Below are 17,845 nucleotides of genomic sequence, written 5' to 3'. Positions count from 1 at the left end.
GGAGATGAGAACCAATCTGATTGCGATGCTTGCTGCAGGCGCGCTCGCGATGTCGCAAGGCGCAGCCCAGGCGCAGGTGAAGCTCGGCGTCGTCGGGCCGATGACCGGCGCGAGCGCCGCCTTCGGTGCACAATTGAAGAACGGGGTCGAGCAGGCAGTGGCCGACATCAATGCCGCTGGCGGCATTCTCGGCCAGACGATCGTGCTCTCGAGCGGAGACGACGTCGGCGATCCCAAGCAGGGCGTCTCGGTCGCCAACAAATTCGTCGGCGACGGCGTCAAGCTCGTCGTCGGCCACTTCAACTCCGGCGTCACCATGCCGGCGTCGGAGGTCTATGCCGAGAACGGCATGCTGATGATCAGCCCGTCGGCGACCAATCCGAAGATCACCGAGCGCGGCCTCTGGAACGTGTTCCGCACCTGCGGTCGCGACGACCAGCAGGGCGTCGTCGCCTCCGGCCATATCGCGAAGACCTTCAAGGGCAAGGTCATCGTCGTCGTCCATGACAAGACGACTTATGGCCAAGGCCTTGCCGACGAGACACGCAAGGGCCTGCATGCCGCCGGCATCAAGGAAGCGCTCTATGAGGGCGTCAACACCGGCGAGAAGGATTTCTCGGCGCTGGTCTCGAAGGTCAAGGCCGCCAAGGCCGACCTGCTCTATTGGGGCGGGCTGCACACTGAGCTCGGCCTGATCGTCCGGCAGATGCGTGACCAGGGTCTGACGACGGTGGTGATGGGCGCAGACGGCATCACCTCCGACGAATATGCCGTCATCGGCGGCCCGGGCACTGAGGGCACGCTGATGACCTTCCCGCCCGATCCGCGCCGGCGTCCTGCTGCGGCCGAGGTGGTCAAGCGCTTCGAGGCCAAGGGCATCAATCCCGAGGCCTACACGCTCTACTCCTACGCCGCGGTTCAGATCATGAAGCAGGCGGCCGAGCAGGCGAAATCGCTCGATCCGAAGAAGATCGCCGCCGCAATGCATTCGGGCATGACCTTCAAGACCGTGCTCGGCGACATGTCCTATGACAAGAAGGGCGACCGCACCAATCTCGACTACACCGTCTACACCTGGAAGAAGGGTGCGGACGGCAAGATCAGTTATGTCGAGAACTGATGGTCAGAGCATTTTCGAGCGAAGTGGATACCGATTCGCGTAAAGAAAATGCGATAATAACAATACTCTAGCCGGTGTCGGTGGCCTCCCCTGGCCGGACACCGATAGGGCGCCGCATCGCAACAGCGAGGCGGCGTTTTTCGTCTCAGCACTTCAGCGCCGCCGCGATCAGGCGCTGGGTATAGTGCTGCTGCGGTGCCTCGAAGATCGCTTCGGTCGGCCCGCGCTCGACCACTCGGCCGTCCTTCATCACCATGATCTCGTCGGCCATGGCGCGCACGACGGCGAGGTCATGGCTGATGAAGAGATAGGAGAGATCGTGCGCCGCCTGCAGATCCTTGAGCAGGGCGACGATGCTCTGCTGCACGGTGCGGTCGAGCGCCGAGGTCGGCTCGTCCAGCACGACGAGCGCAGGATGCAGGATCATGGCGCGTGCGATGGCGATGCGCTGGCGCTGGCCGCCGGAGAATTCGTGCGGATAGCGGTTGCGCAGCGCCGGATCGAGGCAGACCTCGGTTAGCGCCGCCGCCGCCCGCCGCTCGCGCTCGGTGCGTGACAAAGCTGGCTCATGCACCAGCAGCCCCTCGGTGATGATCTCACCGACGGTGAGACGCGGCGAGAGCGAGCCGAACGGATCCTGAAATACGACCTGCAGGCTGCGGCGCAAGGGGCGCATCGCGGCGCGGTCGAGCGGCGCCAGCGCCCGGTCCTCGAAGCGGACGATCCCGGAGGAGGGCAGGAGCTTGAGCAGAGCACGCCCGAGTGTCGACTTTCCCGAACCGGATTCACCGACGATGCCGATCGTCTGGCCGCGCCGCACGGTCAAATCGATGCCGTCGACGGCGTGCAGTGTCACTTTCTCGCGCTTGAGGAAGCCGCGTGACAGGTCGAAGGAGACGCGCAGGTCGCGGGCTTCGAGCAGGACGGGCGCATCGGCAGGTGGCGGCTCCTTGTGACCGTGAGGCTCGGCTGCGAGCAAAGCCCTGGTGTAGGAGTGCTGCGGTGCCGCGAAGATCGCTTGCGCCGGGCCGCTCTCGACGACTTCGCCAGCCTTCATCACATAGACGCGCTCGGCATATTTGCGGACGAGGCCGAGGTCGTGGCTGATCAGGATTACGGCCATGCCGAGCCGCTGCCGGAGCTCGGCGATCAGCGCCAGGATTTCGGCCTCGATGGTGACGTCGAGCGCCGTCGTCGGCTCGTCGGCGATCAGGATGTCGGGGTCGTTGGCGAGCGCCATCGCGATCATCACGCGCTGACGCTGCCCGCCGGAGAGTTCGTGCGGGTAGGAATCGAGACGGCGCTCCGGGTGCGGAATGCGCACCAGCTTCAACAGCTCCAGCGCCCGCGCCCGCGCCGCTTTGCGCGACAGGCCCTGATGCTTGCGCAGGGGCGCCGCCATCTGCGTGCCGATCCGGAAGAGCGGATCGAGCGAGGTCATCGGCTCCTGGAAGATCATTGCGAGCTTCTTGCCGCGATAGCTGTTCAGCACTGTCGGCGGCAGCTTGAGGAGATCGACCTCGCGATAGCGGATCGCGCCGGTGACCTCGCCATTGCTGGCGAGGAGGCCCATCGCCGCCATTACGCTCTGGCTCTTGCCGGAGCCGGATTCGCCGACGACGGCGACGAACTCGCCAGGACCGACATCGAGATTAATGCCGCGCACCGCCTCGCACAGGCCGTCATTAGTGCGGAAGCGGACCTTGAGGTTGCGGATAGCGAGGATGGGTTCGTTTCCCATCTCAGCGATCCCTGGGGTCGAGCGCGTCGCGCAGGCCGTCGCCGAGGAAGTTGAGCGAGAACAGCGTCGTCACCAGGAAGGCGGCGGGGAAGATCAGCATCCAAGGCGTCGCCTGGATGGCGTGAGCCCCGTCCGAGATCAGCACGCCCCAGCTCGTCATCGGCTCCTGCACGCCAAGGCCGAGGAAGGAGAGAAAGCTTTCGAGCAGGATCACCTTCGGCACCAGCAGGGTGACATAGACGACGACCGGCCCGAGCGTGTTGGGGATGACATGGCGCCTGAGGATGCCGCCGGTCGAGACGCCCAGCGCCTCGGCCGCCAGCACATAGTCCTGCCGCCTGATCGAGAGTGCCTGGCCGCGGACGATGCGGGCCATGTCGAGCCATTCGATCGCCCCGACGGCGAGGAACATCAGGATGAAGTTCCGGCCGAAGAAGACGACGAGCAGGATGACGAAGAAGATGAAGGGCAGGGAGTAGAGCACGTCGACGATGCGCATCATCACCATGTCGATGCGCCCGCCGAGATAGCCGGCGGTCGCGCCATAGGCGACGCCGATCACCAGCGCGACACCGGTGGCGAGCAGGCCAATGGCGAGCGAGACCCGGCCGGCGATCAATGTGCGGGTGAGCAGGTCGCGGCCGTTGGAATCGGTGCCGAACAGGAAGTACTGGCGCTTGATCGGGACCTCCAGGCTGAGCCGGCGTCCTTCCTGCTCATTGGCTGTGATGACCGGCGTGCCGAACTGGTCGGAGCGGTCGAAATAGACCAGCAGGCGCTGGTCGATCGGCCGCGGCGCGGTCAGCACCAGCCTGATGCGATCCCCCTGCGCCACGATCTCGCTTGGCGTCGCCCTGACCCGTGCGGCGATGCGCTGCACGGCGGCGGGCAGGGCCTCGGCCTTCGGATAGGAGGAGAGGCTGGCGGGGACGCGGACATAGTCCTGATAGACCCGGTCGTAAGGATGGCCGGTCAGCAATGGCCCGATGAGACAGGCGAGCGTCATCAGCACCAGCACGATCAGGCTCGCCACGGCGGCCCGGTTGCGCAGCAGGCGGATGCGGGCGTCCTGCCAGAGCGAGCGGCCGATGGGCGGAGTGGGGCAGGCGGAGGTATCGCTCATCGCTCACTCCAGCCTGACGCGTGGGTCGAGCAACGCATAGAGCACGTCGACCAGTAGGTTGAAGAGCAGCACGAAGATCGCGACCACGACGACCGTGCCCATCACCAGCGTGTAGTCGCGATTGAGCGCGCCCTCGACGAAATAGCGCCCGATCCCGGGGATGCCGAAGATCGTCTCGACCACGACCGAGCCGGTGAGCAGGCTCGCTGCCGCCGGCCCGAGATAGGAGACGACCGGCAGCGCCGCGCCGCGCGCCGCATGCAGCGCGATGGTCGTGGTCGAAAGGCCCTGAGCCCTGAGCGTGCGGATATGGTTGGCGCGCAGGGTCTCGATCATCGCCGCGCGCGTCATCCTAGCGATGACGGCGATCTGGGGGAGAGCGAGCGTCACGATCGGCAGTACGCTGTTGCGGAAGGCGCCGCCATTCCAGCCGCCGACCGGCAGCCAGGCGAGCGTGAGTCCGAAGACGATCTGCAGCACCGGCGCAACGACGAAGTTCGGGATGGTGATCCCCGCGGTGGCGAAGCCGATCACCGCATGGTCGGCGGTGCCGTTCTGGCGGAAGGCGGCGAGTGCGCCGAGCGGCCCGCCGATCGCGAGCGCCAGCAGCAATGCCGACGCACCGAGCCGCATCGAGACCGGCAGGCCCTGCGCAAACAATTCGCCGATCGAGAAGTCGCGGAAATAGAAGGAGGGACCGAAATCGCCGCGCAGCAGGGCGGCGAGATAGGTCAGGTATTGCTGGAACAGCGGCTGGTCGAGCTTGTAGATGCGCCGCAGGTTCTCCATCACCTTGGCTTCCAGCGGCTGTTCGAGATCGAACGGCCCGCCGGGCGCGACCCGCATCAGGAAGAACGAGATCGTCACGATCACGAACAGGGTCGGGATCGCGGCGGTGAGACGGCGCAGGATGTAGGTGAGCATAGAGCTGGTCTCAGGCTCCTGGCCGAACGGGCCAGGAGCCTCTGATTGCTATGGCTTCAGGCTCATGAACCGCGTTGGCAGCGCGCCGCGCAGGTTCTGCTGGAAGCCCTGCACTTTCGGCGAGACCAGGTTCTTCGAGGAATAGTAGAGCACCGGGATCCAGGGCACTTCGGCGGCGAGGATCGCGTCCGCCTCGCGCAGGATCGCGGCGCGCTTGGCGATGTCGACCTCTTCGGCGCCCTGTTTCATCAGCGCATCGAATTTCGGGTTGTTGTACTTGCCGGAGTTGAAGCCGGTATTGTCGCTCTGGAACAGGAACAGGAAGTTCTGCGGGTCGGAATAATCGCCGATCCAGCCATAGCGGGCGATGTCGAAATCGCCGCCGTCGCGCAGCAGGGCGAAATGGGTCTTGCCGTCGGTATTGATGAAGCTGGTCTCGACGCCGATTGCCTTCCACTGCTCGGCGATGGCGATCACGGTACGGCGGTTGTTGTCGGTGGTGTTGTAGCGCAGCTGGACCCTGAGCGGCACGCCCGGCCCGAAGCCCGCGGCGGCGAGCAGCTTCTTGGCCTCGTCCTCGCGATCGAGCGGGGAGGCGCCCTTGAAGTCGGCTTCGGCCCGTTCGCCGTAGTTGCCGATATTCGGCGGGATCACGCCATAGGCCGGCAGCATGGTGCCGCCCCAGATCTCCTCGGCGATGAATTCGCGATCGATCACCATCGACAGCGCGCGGCGTACCCGGATGTCGTCGAACGGCTTCTTGGCCGTGTTGATGATCAGGAAATAGGTGCCGAGATAGGGCGAGATCCGGACCTGCTCCTTGCCGAGCTTCTCGCGCAATTGCTGGACCTGGTCGGCCGGGATGTCCGATGTCATCTGCAATTCGCCGGCCTGGAAGCGGCGGGCGGCGGCGGAGAAGTCGGGCGTCGGATAGTAGATGACCGTGTCGATCTTCACGTTCGCGGCGTCGTGGAAGTTCTTGTTCTTCTCCAGCCGGATATGCGAGTTCGGCACGAATTCCTTCAGCGTGTAGGCGCCGTTCGAGACCCAGTTCTCCGGCTTGACGAAGTCCTTGCCGAACTTCTGGAGGGACGCCGGATGGACCGGCAATCCGGTCTGGTGGGTCAGCAGTTCCAGGAAATAGGGCGTCGGCCGTTCCAGCGAGATCTCGAGCGTATGTTCGTCGATAGCCTTGACGCCGAGGTCTTCGAGCTTGGCGCCTTCGCCTGCCTTGTTGATCTTCTCGGCGTTGAGGATCGGGTAGAGGATGTTGGCGTATTTCGCCCCGGTCTCCGGATTGACCATGCGCTGGAACGAGAAGACGAAATCATTCGCCGTGACCGGGTCGCCATTCGACCATTTGGCGTTGGCGCGCAGCTTGAAGGTGTAGCTCTTGCCATCGGGAGCCATCGTCCAGCTCTCGGCGACGCCGGGCACGACCTCGCCGTTGATGTGGTGGATCACCAGGCCTTCGGAGAGATCGCGCAGCAGATGGGCCTCGCTGACCGTCGATGTCTTGTGCGAATCGAGCGTCTCGGGGTCGCCGTCATTGCCGCGATGGAACACGACCTGCGCCATGGCGGCGCCGGCAAAGCCTGCGAGCGCAAGAAAAAGGCCGCTCGCCAGCGCGAGCGGCCGGATGGCGCGCCGAATACCGGACTGACGGTGGATCTCACGCATGAGAGCTCTCCGAACGTTTCGCACGGGCCCCTTTCCCGCTCCTGAAACGAAGTATGAGCCTATCGCGCGCCGCCCGCCAAGAGTGAAAAGCCGGTATCAACTGCTCAGCTTAAGTCACTGGCCTGCTTTCGAAAGCTGGCTCAGAAACGACTTCAGCAAGGCTTCTCGCAAGGTCAGCCGGCGGCTGCGCGCCCCTGCGCCTCCGCGACCGCGACCGCGGTCATGTTGACGACGCCGCGTGCCGTCACCGAGCCGGTGAGGATATGCACCGGCTTGGCGGCGCCGATCAGGATCGGGCCGACCGGGAGCGCGTCGGCCAGCACCTTGGCGAACTGGTAGGCGATGTTGGCCGCGTCGAGATTGGGGAAGATCAGGACGTTGGCGACGCCCTTCAGCTTCGAGGAGGGCAATACCCGGTCGCGGATTGCAGCGACGAGGGCGGTGTCGGCCTCCATCTCGCCATCGCATTCCAGTTCAGGCGCACGCTCCTGGATCAGCTTGACCGCCTTGCGCATCTTGATCGAGGACGGCGTGTCGGCCGCGCCGAAATCCGAATGCGAGAGCAGGGCGATCTTCGGGGCGATGCCGAAGCGCTCGACATGGCCCGCGGCGAGGATCGTCATGTCGGCGATCTCTTCGGCCGTCGGGTCGTGCTTCACATGGGTGTCGGCGAGGAAGAAGGCGCCCTTGCTGGTGATGATCAGCGTCATCGCCGCGATGTCGCAGACGCCGGGCTCCAGCCCGATGATGTCGCGGATATGGCGCAGCCGCGAGAGGAAGCGCCCTTCCAGGCCGGTGATCATCGCATCCGCCTCGCCGCGCACCACGGCGAGCGCGGCGATCACCGTGTTGTTGGTGCGCACCAGCGAACGGGCCGCCTCGGGCGTGATGCCGCGCCGGCCGGCGATGTCGAGATAGGTCTGGACGTAGTCGCGATAGCGCGGATCGTCCTCGGGATTGATCAGCTCGCAATCGATGCCAGGCCGGATCGTGAGGCCGAAGCGCTTGACGCGGGTCTCGATCACCGAGGGGCGGCCGATCAGGATCGGGATCGCCATGCCTTCCTCGATCGCGATCTGGGCGGCGCGCAGCACGCGCTCGTCCTCCCCCTCGGCATAGATCACGCGCTTGGGGTCAGCCTTGGCCTTGGCGAAGAGCGGCTTCATCAGGAAGCCGGAGCGGAAGACGAAGCGCGACAGGTCCTCGCGATAGGCTTCCAGGTCGATCAGCGGCTTCTTGGCGACGCCGGTCGCCATCGCCGCCTCGGCCACTGCCGGCGCGATGCGCAGGATCAGGCGCGGATCGAACGGGTTCGGAATCAGCGAGGTTGCGCCGAAGGTCGAGGCTTCGCCGCCATAGGCACGCGCCGCGATGTCGGACGTCGCCTCGCGCGCCAGCGCGGCGATCGCGCGGACCGCGGCGAGCTTCATGGGCTCGTTGATTGTCGTCGCCTGCACGTCGAGCGCGCCGCGGAAGATGTAGGGGAAGCAGAGGACGTTGTTGACTTGGTTCGGATAGTCCGAGCGTCCGGTGCAGATCATCGCGTCGGGGCGCACCGCGAGGGCATCCTCCGGCGTGATCTCGGGATTGGGGTTGGCGAGCGCCAGGATCAGGGGCTTGGGCGCCATCTCCTTGGCCATCTCCGGCTTCAGAACGCCGGCGGCGGACAGGCCGAGGAAGATGTCGGCGCCGGGGATGACCTCGGCGAGCGTGCGGGCGTCGGTTTCCTGGGCATAGACCTCCTTCCAGCGGTCCATCAGCGTGTTGCGGCCCTTGTAGACCACGCCGTCGAGGTCGGTGACCCAGATGTTCTGGGTACGGGCGCCAAGCGAGACGAGGAGATTGAGGCAGGCCAGCGCAGCCGCGCCGGCGCCGGAGACGACGATCTTGACGTCGCCGATCTTCTTGCCCGCGAGGTCGAGCCCGTTCAGGACGGCGGCGCTGACGATGATCGCGGTGCCGTGCTGGTCGTCATGGAAGACCGGGATGTTCATCCGGGCCTTGAGCTGCTCCTCGATCTCGAAGCATTCGGGGCCCTTGATGTCCTCGAGATTGATGCCGCCGAAGGTCGGCTCCAGCGCGGCGACGACATCGACGAACTTCTCGATGTTCTTCTGCTCGACCTCGATGTCGAAGCAGTCGATCCCGGCGAATTTCTTGAAGAGGACGGCCTTGCCCTCCATCACCGGCTTGGAGGCGAGCGGGCCGATGTCGCCGAGGCCGAGCACGGCGGTGCCGTTGGTGATGACCGCCACGAGGTTCTGGCGCGAGGTGAGTTCGGCGGCCTGACCGGGATCCTCGACGATCGCCTCGCAGGCGGCGGCGACGCCAGGCGAATAGGCGAGCGCGAGGTCGCGCTGGTTGCCGAGCGGCTTTGTCGCCTGGATCTCGAGCTTACCGGGCTTGGGAAGGCGGTGGTAGACGAGCGCGCCCGAACGAAGGTCCGCCGACAAGGTGCTCTTAGCCATCCCACGCTTCCTCTGCGCTACCGTTGTGAGTTGAGGAGGTCGCGCGGAAACGGGTGGGCGTCAAGCCGGAGCGGGCGGCGAAAGACTTGTGCCGCCGTGAAAACAGGGCCGCGCTTCGCCGGCAAATGCGGCCGGGCCGCCGAAAACGTGGAGGTGGACGACCCGTGAAACAACCGTGAAACAAAACTAAACATTACAAAGAAATAATGATTTCAAAGGCCTCGGCTGTTGCAGACTACCTCTTGCCGTACCCGCGGATGTGAGCCCGGCAGGGCGCTCTTGGGAGGGGTTGATGGAAGCGACGCGTTCCGCCTTCGAGGAAGTCGTCTCGTTGCGACAGGCCAAGCAGCTGATCCAATGCATGGCGCATGAGCAGAGCTTCCTGCTGCTCTCGCCGCCCGGCCTCGGCAAGTCCGAGCTGGTCTATGAGGCCGCGCGCGAGGCGGGTCTGCCCTGTCGCTCGCTGCTCGGTACCCAGATCGCCCCGGAGGATGTGAGCGGCATTCCGCGCATCGTCGGCGAGCGCTCGGTCTTCTGCCCGCCGCGCGTGCTGCTGCCGGAGAAGCCCGAGCCGTTCTGCCTGTTCCTCGACGAATTGCCGGCCTGCTCGCCCGATGTCCAGAAGGCGTTCTATTCGCTGCTGCTGGAACGGCGGCTGGGCGAGCATGCCCTGCCGAAAGGCACCTGGGTCGTCGCTGCCGGCAACCGCCTGCAGGACCGCGCTTTGGTGCGGGCGATGAGTTCGGCACTGGTCAACCGTGTCAACATCCTGCAATTGCGCGTCGATACCGCCGATTGGCTCGCCTGGGCCCAGCGTGCCGGGGTCCGTGCCGAGATCCGCAACTTCATCGCGACGATCCCCGACGCGCTGATGCGGCCGGTGCCGGCCGAGCCCGTGCCGTTCTCGACGCCCCGCGCCTGGACCCTGCTGTCACGGGCGCTCGACATGGCCGAGAAAGCCGGCTTCCTCGGCAATGAATTGCGGCGTGCGCTCGCCTTCGGCCGACTCTCGCCGGAGGACGCGGTGGTGTTCTGCGCGCTCGCCGAGGATTCGATCGGGGCGGTGCGCCCGCTCGACGAGTATTTGCGCAAGCCGGAGCTGCTGCCGAAGGGCGATTCGGCCCGCTGGTTCATCCTCGACTGCATCCGCCAATTCGTCAGGGACGGCCGCGCCGAGGGCATCAAGCCGGCGGTGATCAACCGCTTCCTGCGCAGCCTGTCGCACGAACACCAGCTTCTCATCCTCAACGACATGGTCGAGATCTGGGGCGCGCTCGGCGCGGACCGGGCGATGTACGAACTCCTGCGCAAGGTCGCGGCATGAGCACGGCGCCCGATCTTTCGGTTGCCGACCGGGCCACCCATGCGCGGATCATGCGGGGCCTGCGGCTGGTGACGGTGCCGTTCCCGCATCTGGCCGGGCTTGCCGCCGCTGTGCGCGTCGAGATCGACGAGCGCGTGCCGACCATGGGTGTCTTTGCGTCCGGCCGGCTCCTGGCCAACGCGGCCTTCACGGCCAGGCTCTCGGGCGACGATCTCGTCTTCGTGCTCGCCCATGAGCTGCTGCATCTGGCGCTGCGGACCCATGATCGGGCCCGTGGCAGTGCCGCGCTCGAGTTCAACTACGCCCACGACTACATCATCAACGACATGCTGCGGCATGCGCTCGGCACCACCAAAATCCCGGCCGGCGGGCTCGATATGCAAGGCGCACGGGAGCGCTCGGCCGAGGACATCGTGCTGGAGATGCGCCGCAGCGGCAATTACATGCCGTCGCGGACTCAAGTCTGGGAAGGCCAGGTCGTGACCGTCGAGCAGGTGCTCGGTGCGGCGCGTCAGGCGCCTGCCGGCGCGATGGGCGATGCGCTCGACGCCCAGCGCGAACGCGAGCTTTTCCCCGAGGACAGCGCCGACCAGGCCGAGCGGGCACGGGCGATGCGCGATCTCGCGGCGCGGGGCATGGTGCTGGCGAAGGCGATGGGTGCCTTGCGCGGCCGGGGCGACAGCCCAGGCGGCCAGCAGCAGAGCGTGCGGGCGCAGCGCGGCTTCTTCCACACGCCCTGGCATGTCGCGCTTCAGGCCTGGCTCGACGGTGCCGCGCCCGGCGAGCGCACCTTCAACCGTGCCTCGCGCCGCGGCAACGACCATGGCGACGTCGTGATGCCCGGACGCAAGCGCCATTCCTGGATGCTGAACGTCATCCTCGACACCAGCGCCTCGATGAGCGACGACATTCCGAAGGCGCTCGGCGCCATCGCCGATTTCTGCGATGCGGCCGGGGTCGACGATATCCGCGTCGTCCAGTGCGACACCGTCGTCACCTCGGACGCGGTGCTCTCGCCAGCGGCGCTCGCCGACTACCAGATCAGCGGTTATGGCGGCAGCGACCTGACGCCGGCCCTCGCCGCATTGGCGGACGACCCGCGCGTCAGCGCAGCGATCGTCATCACCGATGGTGACATCACCTATCCCAGCGAGGCTGTGCCCTATGCGGTGCTGTGGGCGCTGCCGAAGCCCTCGGCCTCGTTCCAGCCGTCCTATGGACGGGTCGTCGTCATGCAAGCGGGAGGCGCATCATGAAGGTGGTTCAGGATCTCGTCGCCTATTTCGACAAGCAGGGAAAACTGTCGCCCCGGCAGCTCAAGACGTTGCTCGATCAGAACTCGATCGCTTCGGATGCGCCGACCAACATGCACGGACTCTGCGAGAAGGTCGGCGCCGTCTACTATTTCCGCATCACGGGCGTCCTGGAAGGCCAGCTCTGGGGCACCGATATCTACAGCGGCGACTCGACGCTCGGCGCGGCCGCCGTCCATATGGGCCTGCTCAAGCCGGGCAAGACGGCCGTGTTCAGGGTGACCGTAGTGGCGCCGCCGGAGGAGTTCCCCGGCACCGAGCGCAATGGCGTCACCAGCACCCAGTATGGCCGCTACCAGTACGCCTGGCAGCTCTCGCCACTCTGAGACAACGGCGCTGGTGAAGCTCAGGCCGCCAGCGCACCGACGCCGCCATCGTGCAGATGGCAGGCGGCGACATGGCCCGCCGCGATCTCCTTCAGCGCCGGGCGCTCGGCCTTGCAGCGCGGCCCGGCTTGCGGGCAGCGCGGATGGAAATGGCAGCCGGTCGGCGGGTGCAGCGGCGAGGGGATCTCGCCCTTCAGCGGGGCGAAGCGCTTCTTGCGGGCGCTGATCGTCGGGACATTGGCGAGCAGCGCCTGCGCATAGGGATGCTGCGGGCCCTTGAACAATTCGCTCGCGGGCGCGGCTTCGACGACGCGGCCGAGATACATGATCACGACGCGGTCGGAGAGGTGGCGGACCACCGAGAGATCATGGCTAATGAAAAGATAAGTCAGATTAAGTTCGTCGCGCAGCTTCATGAAAAGATTCAGGACTTGGGCCTGAATCGATACATCAAGTGCGGCGACGCTCTCGTCGCAGACGAGGAATTGCGGCTTGACCGCCAGCGCCCGTGCAATGCCGATGCGGGCACGCTGGCCGCCGGAGAACTGGTGCGGATAGCGGCGCCGATAGGTCGAGTCGAGACCGACCCGGTCGAGCATCTCGGCGACATAGGCGTCCTGCTGTGCCTTCGGAACCAGCCCATGCACCACCGGCGCCTCGCCGACGATGTCTGTGACGCGCAGGCGCGGGTTGAGCGAGGACATCGGGTCCTGGAAGATCATCTGGATGGCGAGTGTCGCCGCCTTTCGCTCTTCCGCCGACATCTCGTCGGTGTAGCGCCCGCGCCAGGAGACGCGGCCGGAGCTGGCATGGTGGACGCCGGCGACGACGCGCCCGAGCGTCGACTTGCCGCAACCGGATTCGCCGACGAGCCCGACCACTTCGCCCTGGCGGATCGAGAGGTCGACGCTGTCGACGGCGTGGACGGTCTGCTCGCTGTAATTGGCGCCGAGCAGGTTGGCGAATTTCGAGGCGGCGTCGAGTGGCTTGGTGAAGCGCTTCGAGACGCCTTCGAGCGTGAGGATCGGCGTGCTCATGCCGCGACTCCGGCGAGGTTCAGCGGGTGGTGGCAGCGCACGCCGCGCTCGCCCGGGAACGGGGTGACGTCAGGGGCGCTGGCGAGGCAGTCGGCCTGCGCATAATCGCAGCGGGCTGCGAAGGCGCAACCCTGCGGCAGGCGTGCCAGCGACGGCGTCGAGCCCCGGATCTGGCGCAAGGGTGCGCCGGGCTCGCCCTCGGCCGGCAGCGAGCCGAGCAGGCCGTTGGTATAGGGATGGAGCGGGCTGTCGAGCACGGGATCGACCGCGCCGGTCTCGACGATGCGGCCGGCATACATCACCGCGATGCGGTCGGCGAGGCCGGCGACGACGCCGAGGTCATGGGTGATCCAGACCAGCGCCGTGCCTGTGTCGGCGCAGAGGCTCTGCATCTCCGCCAGGATCTGGCTCTGGATGGTGACGTCGAGAGCCGTGGTCGGCTCGTCGCAGATGATCAGCGGCGGGCGGTGCAGCAGGGCGATCGCGATCGCGACGCGCTGGCGCATGCCGCCGGAGAACTGGTGCGGATAGGCGTTGAGCCGTTCCTCGGGCGAGGGGATGCCGACCTTGGCGAGCGCGTCGCGAGCGCGCTCGCGGGCCGCCTTGTGCGAGACCTTGTCATGGGCGGTGACGGCCTCGATCATCTGCGTATCGACGCGCAGGACCGGGTTCAGCGTCATCATCGGGTCCTGGAAGATCATCGCGACCTCGCGGCCACGGACCTTGCGGAAGCCCTCCTCGTCGAGCCCGACCAGCTCCTTGCCGTTGAGCTTGATCGAGCCCTCGACGATTTTCCCGGGCGGATCGATCAGGCCCATCACCGAGAAGCCGGTGACCGACTTGCCCGAGCCGGATTCGCCGACGAGGCCGAGCACCTCGCCGCGGTCTACCCTGAAGGAAACGCCGTCGACCGACTTCACCGTGCCGGCGCGGGTGAAGAAATGGGTCTTGAGGCCGCTGACTTCGAGAACGGGCGCCATGCTCACTTCTCCAGCCGCGGGTTGAGCACGTCGCGCAGGCGGTCGCCGACCAGGTTGATCGAGACGATCGTCATCAAGAGCGCAAAGCCGGGGAAGACCGAGATCCAGTAGCTGCCCGAGAGCATGTACTGGAAGCCGTTGGCGATCAGCACGCCGAGCGAAGGCTCGGTCTGCGGCAGGCCGACGCCGAGGAAGGACAGCGTCGCCTCCAGCGAGATCGCATGCGCCGTCTGCACGGTCACGATGACGATCACCGGTGCCAGGCAGTTCGGCAGGATGTGCCGGAAGACGGTGCGGGCGTGGGAGAGGCCGAGCGACTGCGCCGCCTCGACATATTCCTTGCGCCGCTCGACCAGCGCCGAGCCGCGCACGGTGCGGGCGTAATAGGCCCATTGCACCATCACCAGAGCGATGATGATCTTGTCGACGCCCTTGCCGAGGCCCGCGACCAGGATCAGCGCGACCAGCACCGAGGGCAGGGAGAGCTGCAGGTCCACGAGCCGCATGATCGCATTCTCGGTCCGCCCGCCGGCATAGGCGGCGATCAGGCCGATCGCCGCGCCGATGCTCGCCGCCAGGATGCCGGAGAAGGCGCCGACCATCAGCGAGATGCGCAGGCCGTAGAGGATGCCCGAGAGCAGGTCGCGGCCGACGCCATCGGAGCCGAGCCACATGGTGAAGCCCTCGCCCGAGACCGAGCCCGGCGGCTGGCGCGAATCCATTACGTCGACGCTGGCTAGATCGTACGGGTTCTGCGGCGCGATCAGCGGCGCAGCGATCGCGAGCAGGACGATCAGAATGAAGAGCGCGAGGCCAAACAGTGCCAGCCGGTCCTCGACGAAGGAGCGGACGAAGCGCCGGAACGGCGTCTCCTCCTTGGCGGGGGCGGCCGGTGGCTGGGCCGCGGCGGAGGGCAGGGCGGCGTCGCTCATGATGTCGCCTCCGTCAGGCGCACGCGTGGGTCGAGCGCCGAATAGATCAGGTCGACCAGCAGGTTGATGGTGACGAACAGCACGACGACGACCATGACATAGGCGACGATCACCGGCCGATCGAGCCGGGTGATCGCCTCGAGCAGCAGGCGGCCCATGCCTGGCCAGGCGAAGATCGTCTCGGTCACCACCGAGAAGGCGACGAGCGAGCCGAACTCCAGACCGAGCACGGTGACGATCGGGATCATGATGTTCTTGAGGATGTGCACGCCGATGATCCGGCTCTGCGACAGGCCCTTGGCCCGCGCGAACTTGACGTAGTCCATCAGCGCGGCCTCGCGTGCGCCGGCCCGCGCCAGGCGGATCACCAGCGAGATCTTGAGCAGCGCCAGGTTGAAGGCGGGCAGGGCGACATGCTGCCAGCCCTTCAGCGATAGCAGCGAGGTATCGAGGCCGAAGATCGAGACGGTCGGCCCGCGTCCGGTCGCCGGCAGCCAGCCGAGGCTGACCGCGAAGGTCAGGATCAGCATCAGCCCGACCCAGAAGGTCGGCAGCGAGAAGCCGAGGATCGAGACCGCCATGATGAAGCGCGACAGTCGGCTCTCCGGCTTCAGGCCGGCATAGAGGCCGAGCGGCAGGCCGATCACGACTGCCAGCACCAGTGCGACGAAGGCGAGCTCCAGCGTTGCCGGCATGCGGCTGAGGATCAGCTTGATCGCGGATTCGCCATGGACGAAGGAGCGGCCGAGGTCGCCCTGGGCGGCATTCTTCAGGAAGACCAGGAACTGTTCCCAGATCGGCCGGTCGAGCCCGAGCGCCCGGGCCGTCTCGGCGATCTGCTGCTGGTCCATCTCCGGCGAGATCAGCATGTAGATGGGATCGCCGACGACGTTCACGCCGAAGAAGACGATCACGAGCATCGCCGCGATGACGAAGAAAGCTTGCGCCAGGCGGCGCAGGACGAATGCCAGCATGGTCCGGTGCCTTCCGGAGCGGGTACGAGGCTCCCTCCCGCCAGCGCGCTGGCAGGATTGCGCCTTCGCATTTCAACAAGGAAAGAGTGTCGCGCGGTCCGGACCAGGCTTCAAGCCGGTCCGGACCGGATCGACGGAAGCCGGTTATTCCTTACGGATGCCGGTCGCGAGCGTGTACTCGTCGGTGCGGGCCTGCACCTTGACGCCCTTGCGCGAGGCCCAGGTGTTCAGCTGGTAATGCGTCGGGATCAGGCCGACATCGTTCATGCTGATCTCCATCGCCTCGGCCAAAGCGGTGTTGCGCTTGGCGTCGTCGACCGTGCGAAGGGCCTCGTCCAGCTTGGCGTCGAAGGCCGCATTGGAGTAGCGGCCACGATTGGTCGCGCCCATGCCCTTCTTCGGATCGAAGGTGGCGAGCAGCGCCTTCAGCGAATCCGAGGATTCACCGGTGCCGGCGCCCCAGCCGACCAGGATGAACGAGAACTCCGGCACATTGCCCTGGCCGCCCTGCGAGGCGCGGGTGAAGAAGTTCGCCGACGGCAGCGTCTCGACCTCGGTCTCGATGCCGAGGCGCGAGAACATCTGTGCGACGGCCTCGATGATCTTGGTGTCGTTGAGATAGCGGTTGATCGGTCCATGCAGCTTCATCTTGAAGCCGTTGGGATAGCCGGCCTCGGCGAGTAGCTTCTTGGCGCCGTTGAGGTCGAAGGCGACCGGCTTCAGTTTCTTGGAGGTGCCGAAGAAACCGTCGGGCAGGAGCTGGCCGGCGGGGATCGCCTCCTTCTCCATGATGCGCTCGACGATGCCCGGGCGGTTGATCGCCATCGACAGCGCCTGGCGGACCTTGAGGTTGCGCAGCGGGTTCTTGATCTCCGAGCCGTCCTTGCCCTTGATGAAGGGCGAGACCTCGCGGAAGTGATCCATGTGGAAATAGATCACCCGGTTCGAGACCGTGCTCGAGACGTTGAGCTTGGCATCGCCCTTGAGGCGGGCGACGTCCGAGGTCGGCACGTTCTCGATCACGTCGAGATCGCCGGCGAGCAGCGCCGCGACGCGGGTCGGCGCCGAGGTGATCATCCGGAAGGTGACCTTCGACCAGGGCTCCTTGCCGCCCCAGTAGTTCTCGTTCGGGGTCAGCACGACGCGGTCGCCCGCGACATATTCGGCCTGCTTGTACGGGCCGGTGCCGCCGGCGGCGCATTTGCCGAGGTTGAAGTCCTCGGTGGTCGTGTCCTTGCACTTGGCCGAGATGACGCCGAAGGTCGACAGATCGGTCGGAACCAGCGGAGCCGGCTCGGTCGTCTTGATCCGGATCGTGTAGTCGTCGACCTTGCTGAACTCCTTGCCGCGGACATAGGCGTTGAAGCTCGACGGGCTCTTCGGCACGTTCGGGGCGCGCTGCATGGTGGCGAGCACGTCGTCCGCGGTGAACGGCGAGCCGTCATGGAACTTGACGTTCTTGCGCAGCTTGAATTCCCAGGTGGTGTCGTCGATCGCCTTCCAGCTCTCGGCGAGCCCCGGCTTCAGCTGCTGCTTCTCATCCTGCCCGACCAGCGGCTCGTAGATGTGGCGCGCCATCAGGTTGTTGGGGGTGAGGTTGTGATAATGCGGGTCGAGCGAGCTGAGCTCGGCCGACAGGCCGATCTTGAGCTCCTGGGCCGATGCGATGCCGGCGATGGTCATGACCGGAGCCGCCAGAATGGCGAGCTTGAGAGCTTTCAGCCCCTTGGCGCTGAGCGTTTTCATTCTGAACCTCCCGATGGCTTTGAGGCGCCATCTTTCACAACTGAGCCGCGCGTGGCGAGTCGCCGGATTGGCCGGTCTGCCCCTGTTCTCGCCCGGACGGGTTTGTAGAACGATTTATTATACCTGTAAATTATATGGCTTACGTCAGTATATAATC

14 protein-coding genes are annotated in these 17,845 nt (G+C 66.0%); 4 read left to right on the top strand and 10 right to left on the bottom strand.

Features of this window, described 5'->3' with window-relative positions; genetic code table 11:
* Nucleotides 1-4 precede the first annotated feature (4 nt).
* The gene (locus VGV58_RS28000) at nt 5-1,120 is read left to right on the top strand and encodes a branched-chain amino acid ABC transporter substrate-binding protein (protein ID WP_326877345.1); all 1,116 of its coding nucleotides are present in this window, start codon (nt 5-7) and stop codon (nt 1,118-1,120) included.
* Between the two features lie 145 nt (nt 1,121-1,265).
* Here the strand turns inward: VGV58_RS28000 and VGV58_RS27995 are convergent, their stop codons facing one another.
* The 5 genes from VGV58_RS27995 to VGV58_RS27975 form a co-directional block, all read right to left on the bottom strand.
* Nucleotides 1,266-2,861, bottom strand: a complete 1,596-nt coding sequence (locus tag VGV58_RS27995; RefSeq protein WP_326877344.1) for an ABC transporter ATP-binding protein — start codon at nt 2,859-2,861, stop codon at nt 1,266-1,268.
* A gap of 1 nt (nt 2,862) precedes the next feature.
* Nucleotides 2,863-3,984 carry an ABC transporter permease subunit gene (locus VGV58_RS27990; RefSeq protein WP_326877343.1) on the bottom strand — a complete coding sequence of 374 codons (1,122 nt, stop codon included), beginning with the start codon at nt 3,982-3,984 and terminating at the stop codon, nt 2,863-2,865.
* Between the two features lie 3 nt (nt 3,985-3,987).
* The gene (locus tag VGV58_RS27985; RefSeq protein ID WP_326877342.1) at nt 3,988-4,908 is read right to left on the bottom strand and encodes an ABC transporter permease subunit; all 921 of its coding nucleotides are present in this window, start codon (nt 4,906-4,908) and stop codon (nt 3,988-3,990) included.
* Between the two features lie 48 nt (nt 4,909-4,956).
* Nucleotides 4,957-6,588, bottom strand: a complete 1,632-nt coding sequence (locus VGV58_RS27980; protein ID WP_326877341.1) for a peptide ABC transporter substrate-binding protein — start codon at nt 6,586-6,588, stop codon at nt 4,957-4,959.
* Between the two features lie 173 nt (nt 6,589-6,761).
* Nucleotides 6,762-9,056: an NADP-dependent malic enzyme gene (locus VGV58_RS27975; RefSeq protein WP_326877340.1), complete on the bottom strand. Its 2,295-nt coding sequence runs from the start codon at nt 9,054-9,056 to the stop codon at nt 6,762-6,764.
* 292 nt (nt 9,057-9,348) lie between these two features.
* Here VGV58_RS27975 and VGV58_RS27970 point away from each other — a divergent pair, with 292 nt between their 5' ends.
* The 3 genes from VGV58_RS27970 to VGV58_RS27960 are packed head-to-tail and all read left to right on the top strand — an operon-like array spanning nt 9,349 to nt 12,019.
* Nucleotides 9,349-10,380 (top strand): AAA family ATPase, encoded by a 1,032-nt coding sequence (locus VGV58_RS27970; RefSeq protein ID WP_326877339.1) that lies wholly within the window; start codon nt 9,349-9,351, stop codon nt 10,378-10,380.
* A complete protein-coding gene (locus VGV58_RS27965; protein ID WP_326877338.1) occupies nt 10,377-11,636 on the top strand; it encodes a vWA domain-containing protein in 1,260 nt (419 codons plus the stop codon). The genes VGV58_RS27970 and VGV58_RS27965 overlap by 4 nt, the downstream gene beginning before the upstream one ends.
* Nucleotides 11,633-12,019 carry an LCCL domain-containing protein gene (locus tag VGV58_RS27960; protein WP_326877337.1) on the top strand — a complete coding sequence of 129 codons (387 nt, stop codon included), beginning with the start codon at nt 11,633-11,635 and terminating at the stop codon, nt 12,017-12,019. Before VGV58_RS27965 ends, VGV58_RS27960 begins: the two co-directional genes overlap by 4 nt.
* Nucleotides 12,020-12,039: 20 nt before the next feature.
* Here the strand turns inward: VGV58_RS27960 and VGV58_RS27955 are convergent, their stop codons facing one another.
* The 5 genes from VGV58_RS27955 to VGV58_RS27935 all read right to left on the bottom strand — a co-directional run bounded on the left by VGV58_RS27955 (nt 12,040) and on the right by VGV58_RS27935 (nt 17,688).
* Nucleotides 12,040-13,056, bottom strand: a complete 1,017-nt coding sequence (locus VGV58_RS27955) for an ABC transporter ATP-binding protein (RefSeq protein ID WP_326877336.1) — start codon at nt 13,054-13,056, stop codon at nt 12,040-12,042.
* Nucleotides 13,053-14,036 carry an ABC transporter ATP-binding protein gene (locus VGV58_RS27950; RefSeq protein WP_326877335.1) on the bottom strand — a complete coding sequence of 328 codons (984 nt, stop codon included), beginning with the start codon at nt 14,034-14,036 and terminating at the stop codon, nt 13,053-13,055. Before VGV58_RS27950 ends, VGV58_RS27955 begins: the two co-directional genes overlap by 4 nt.
* Before the next feature lie 2 nt (nt 14,037-14,038).
* Nucleotides 14,039-14,968 carry an ABC transporter permease gene (locus VGV58_RS27945; RefSeq protein WP_326877334.1) on the bottom strand — a complete coding sequence of 310 codons (930 nt, stop codon included), beginning with the start codon at nt 14,966-14,968 and terminating at the stop codon, nt 14,039-14,041.
* Nucleotides 14,965-15,942, bottom strand: a complete 978-nt coding sequence (locus VGV58_RS27940; protein WP_326877333.1) for an ABC transporter permease — start codon at nt 15,940-15,942, stop codon at nt 14,965-14,967. The genes VGV58_RS27945 and VGV58_RS27940 overlap by 4 nt, the downstream gene beginning before the upstream one ends.
* Nucleotides 15,943-16,086: 144 nt before the next feature.
* A complete protein-coding gene (locus VGV58_RS27935) occupies nt 16,087-17,688 on the bottom strand; it encodes an ABC transporter substrate-binding protein (protein WP_326877332.1) in 1,602 nt (533 codons plus the stop codon).
* Nucleotides 17,689-17,845 lie beyond the last annotated feature (157 nt).

It is taken from the genome of Allobosea sp. (assembly GCF_035944895.1).
Taxonomy (GTDB): Bacteria; Pseudomonadota; Alphaproteobacteria; order Rhizobiales; family Beijerinckiaceae; genus Allobosea.
The sequence above is the reverse complement of the archived record's forward strand: the minus strand, read 5'-3'. Positions and strand labels throughout refer to the sequence as shown.

Bases quoted from the DNA above. Each gene is read 5' to 3' on its own strand.
- VGV58_RS28000 (WP_326877345.1), top strand. From the start codon at position 5: ATGAGAACCAATCTGATTGCGATGCTTGCTGCAGGCGCGCTCGCGATG.
- VGV58_RS27995 (WP_326877344.1), bottom strand. From the start codon at position 2,861: ATGGGAAACGAACCCATCCTCGCTATCCGCAACCTCAAGGTCCGCTTC.
- VGV58_RS27990 (WP_326877343.1), bottom strand. From the start codon at position 3,984: ATGAGCGATACCTCCGCCTGCCCCACTCCGCCCATCGGCCGCTCGCTC.
- VGV58_RS27985 (WP_326877342.1), bottom strand. From the start codon at position 4,908: ATGCTCACCTACATCCTGCGCCGTCTCACCGCCGCGATCCCGACCCTG.
- VGV58_RS27980 (WP_326877341.1), bottom strand. From the start codon at position 6,588: ATGCGTGAGATCCACCGTCAGTCCGGTATTCGGCGCGCCATCCGGCCG.
- VGV58_RS27975 (WP_326877340.1), bottom strand. From the start codon at position 9,056: ATGGCTAAGAGCACCTTGTCGGCGGACCTTCGTTCGGGCGCGCTCGTC.
- VGV58_RS27970 (WP_326877339.1), top strand. From the start codon at position 9,349: ATGGAAGCGACGCGTTCCGCCTTCGAGGAAGTCGTCTCGTTGCGACAG.
- VGV58_RS27965 (WP_326877338.1), top strand. From the start codon at position 10,377: ATGAGCACGGCGCCCGATCTTTCGGTTGCCGACCGGGCCACCCATGCG.
- VGV58_RS27960 (WP_326877337.1), top strand. From the start codon at position 11,633: ATGAAGGTGGTTCAGGATCTCGTCGCCTATTTCGACAAGCAGGGAAAA.
- VGV58_RS27955 (WP_326877336.1), bottom strand. From the start codon at position 13,056: ATGAGCACGCCGATCCTCACGCTCGAAGGCGTCTCGAAGCGCTTCACC.
- VGV58_RS27950 (WP_326877335.1), bottom strand. From the start codon at position 14,036: ATGGCGCCCGTTCTCGAAGTCAGCGGCCTCAAGACCCATTTCTTCACC.
- VGV58_RS27945 (WP_326877334.1), bottom strand. From the start codon at position 14,968: ATGAGCGACGCCGCCCTGCCCTCCGCCGCGGCCCAGCCACCGGCCGCC.
- VGV58_RS27940 (WP_326877333.1), bottom strand. From the start codon at position 15,942: ATGCTGGCATTCGTCCTGCGCCGCCTGGCGCAAGCTTTCTTCGTCATC.
- VGV58_RS27935 (WP_326877332.1), bottom strand. From the start codon at position 17,688: ATGAAAACGCTCAGCGCCAAGGGGCTGAAAGCTCTCAAGCTCGCCATT.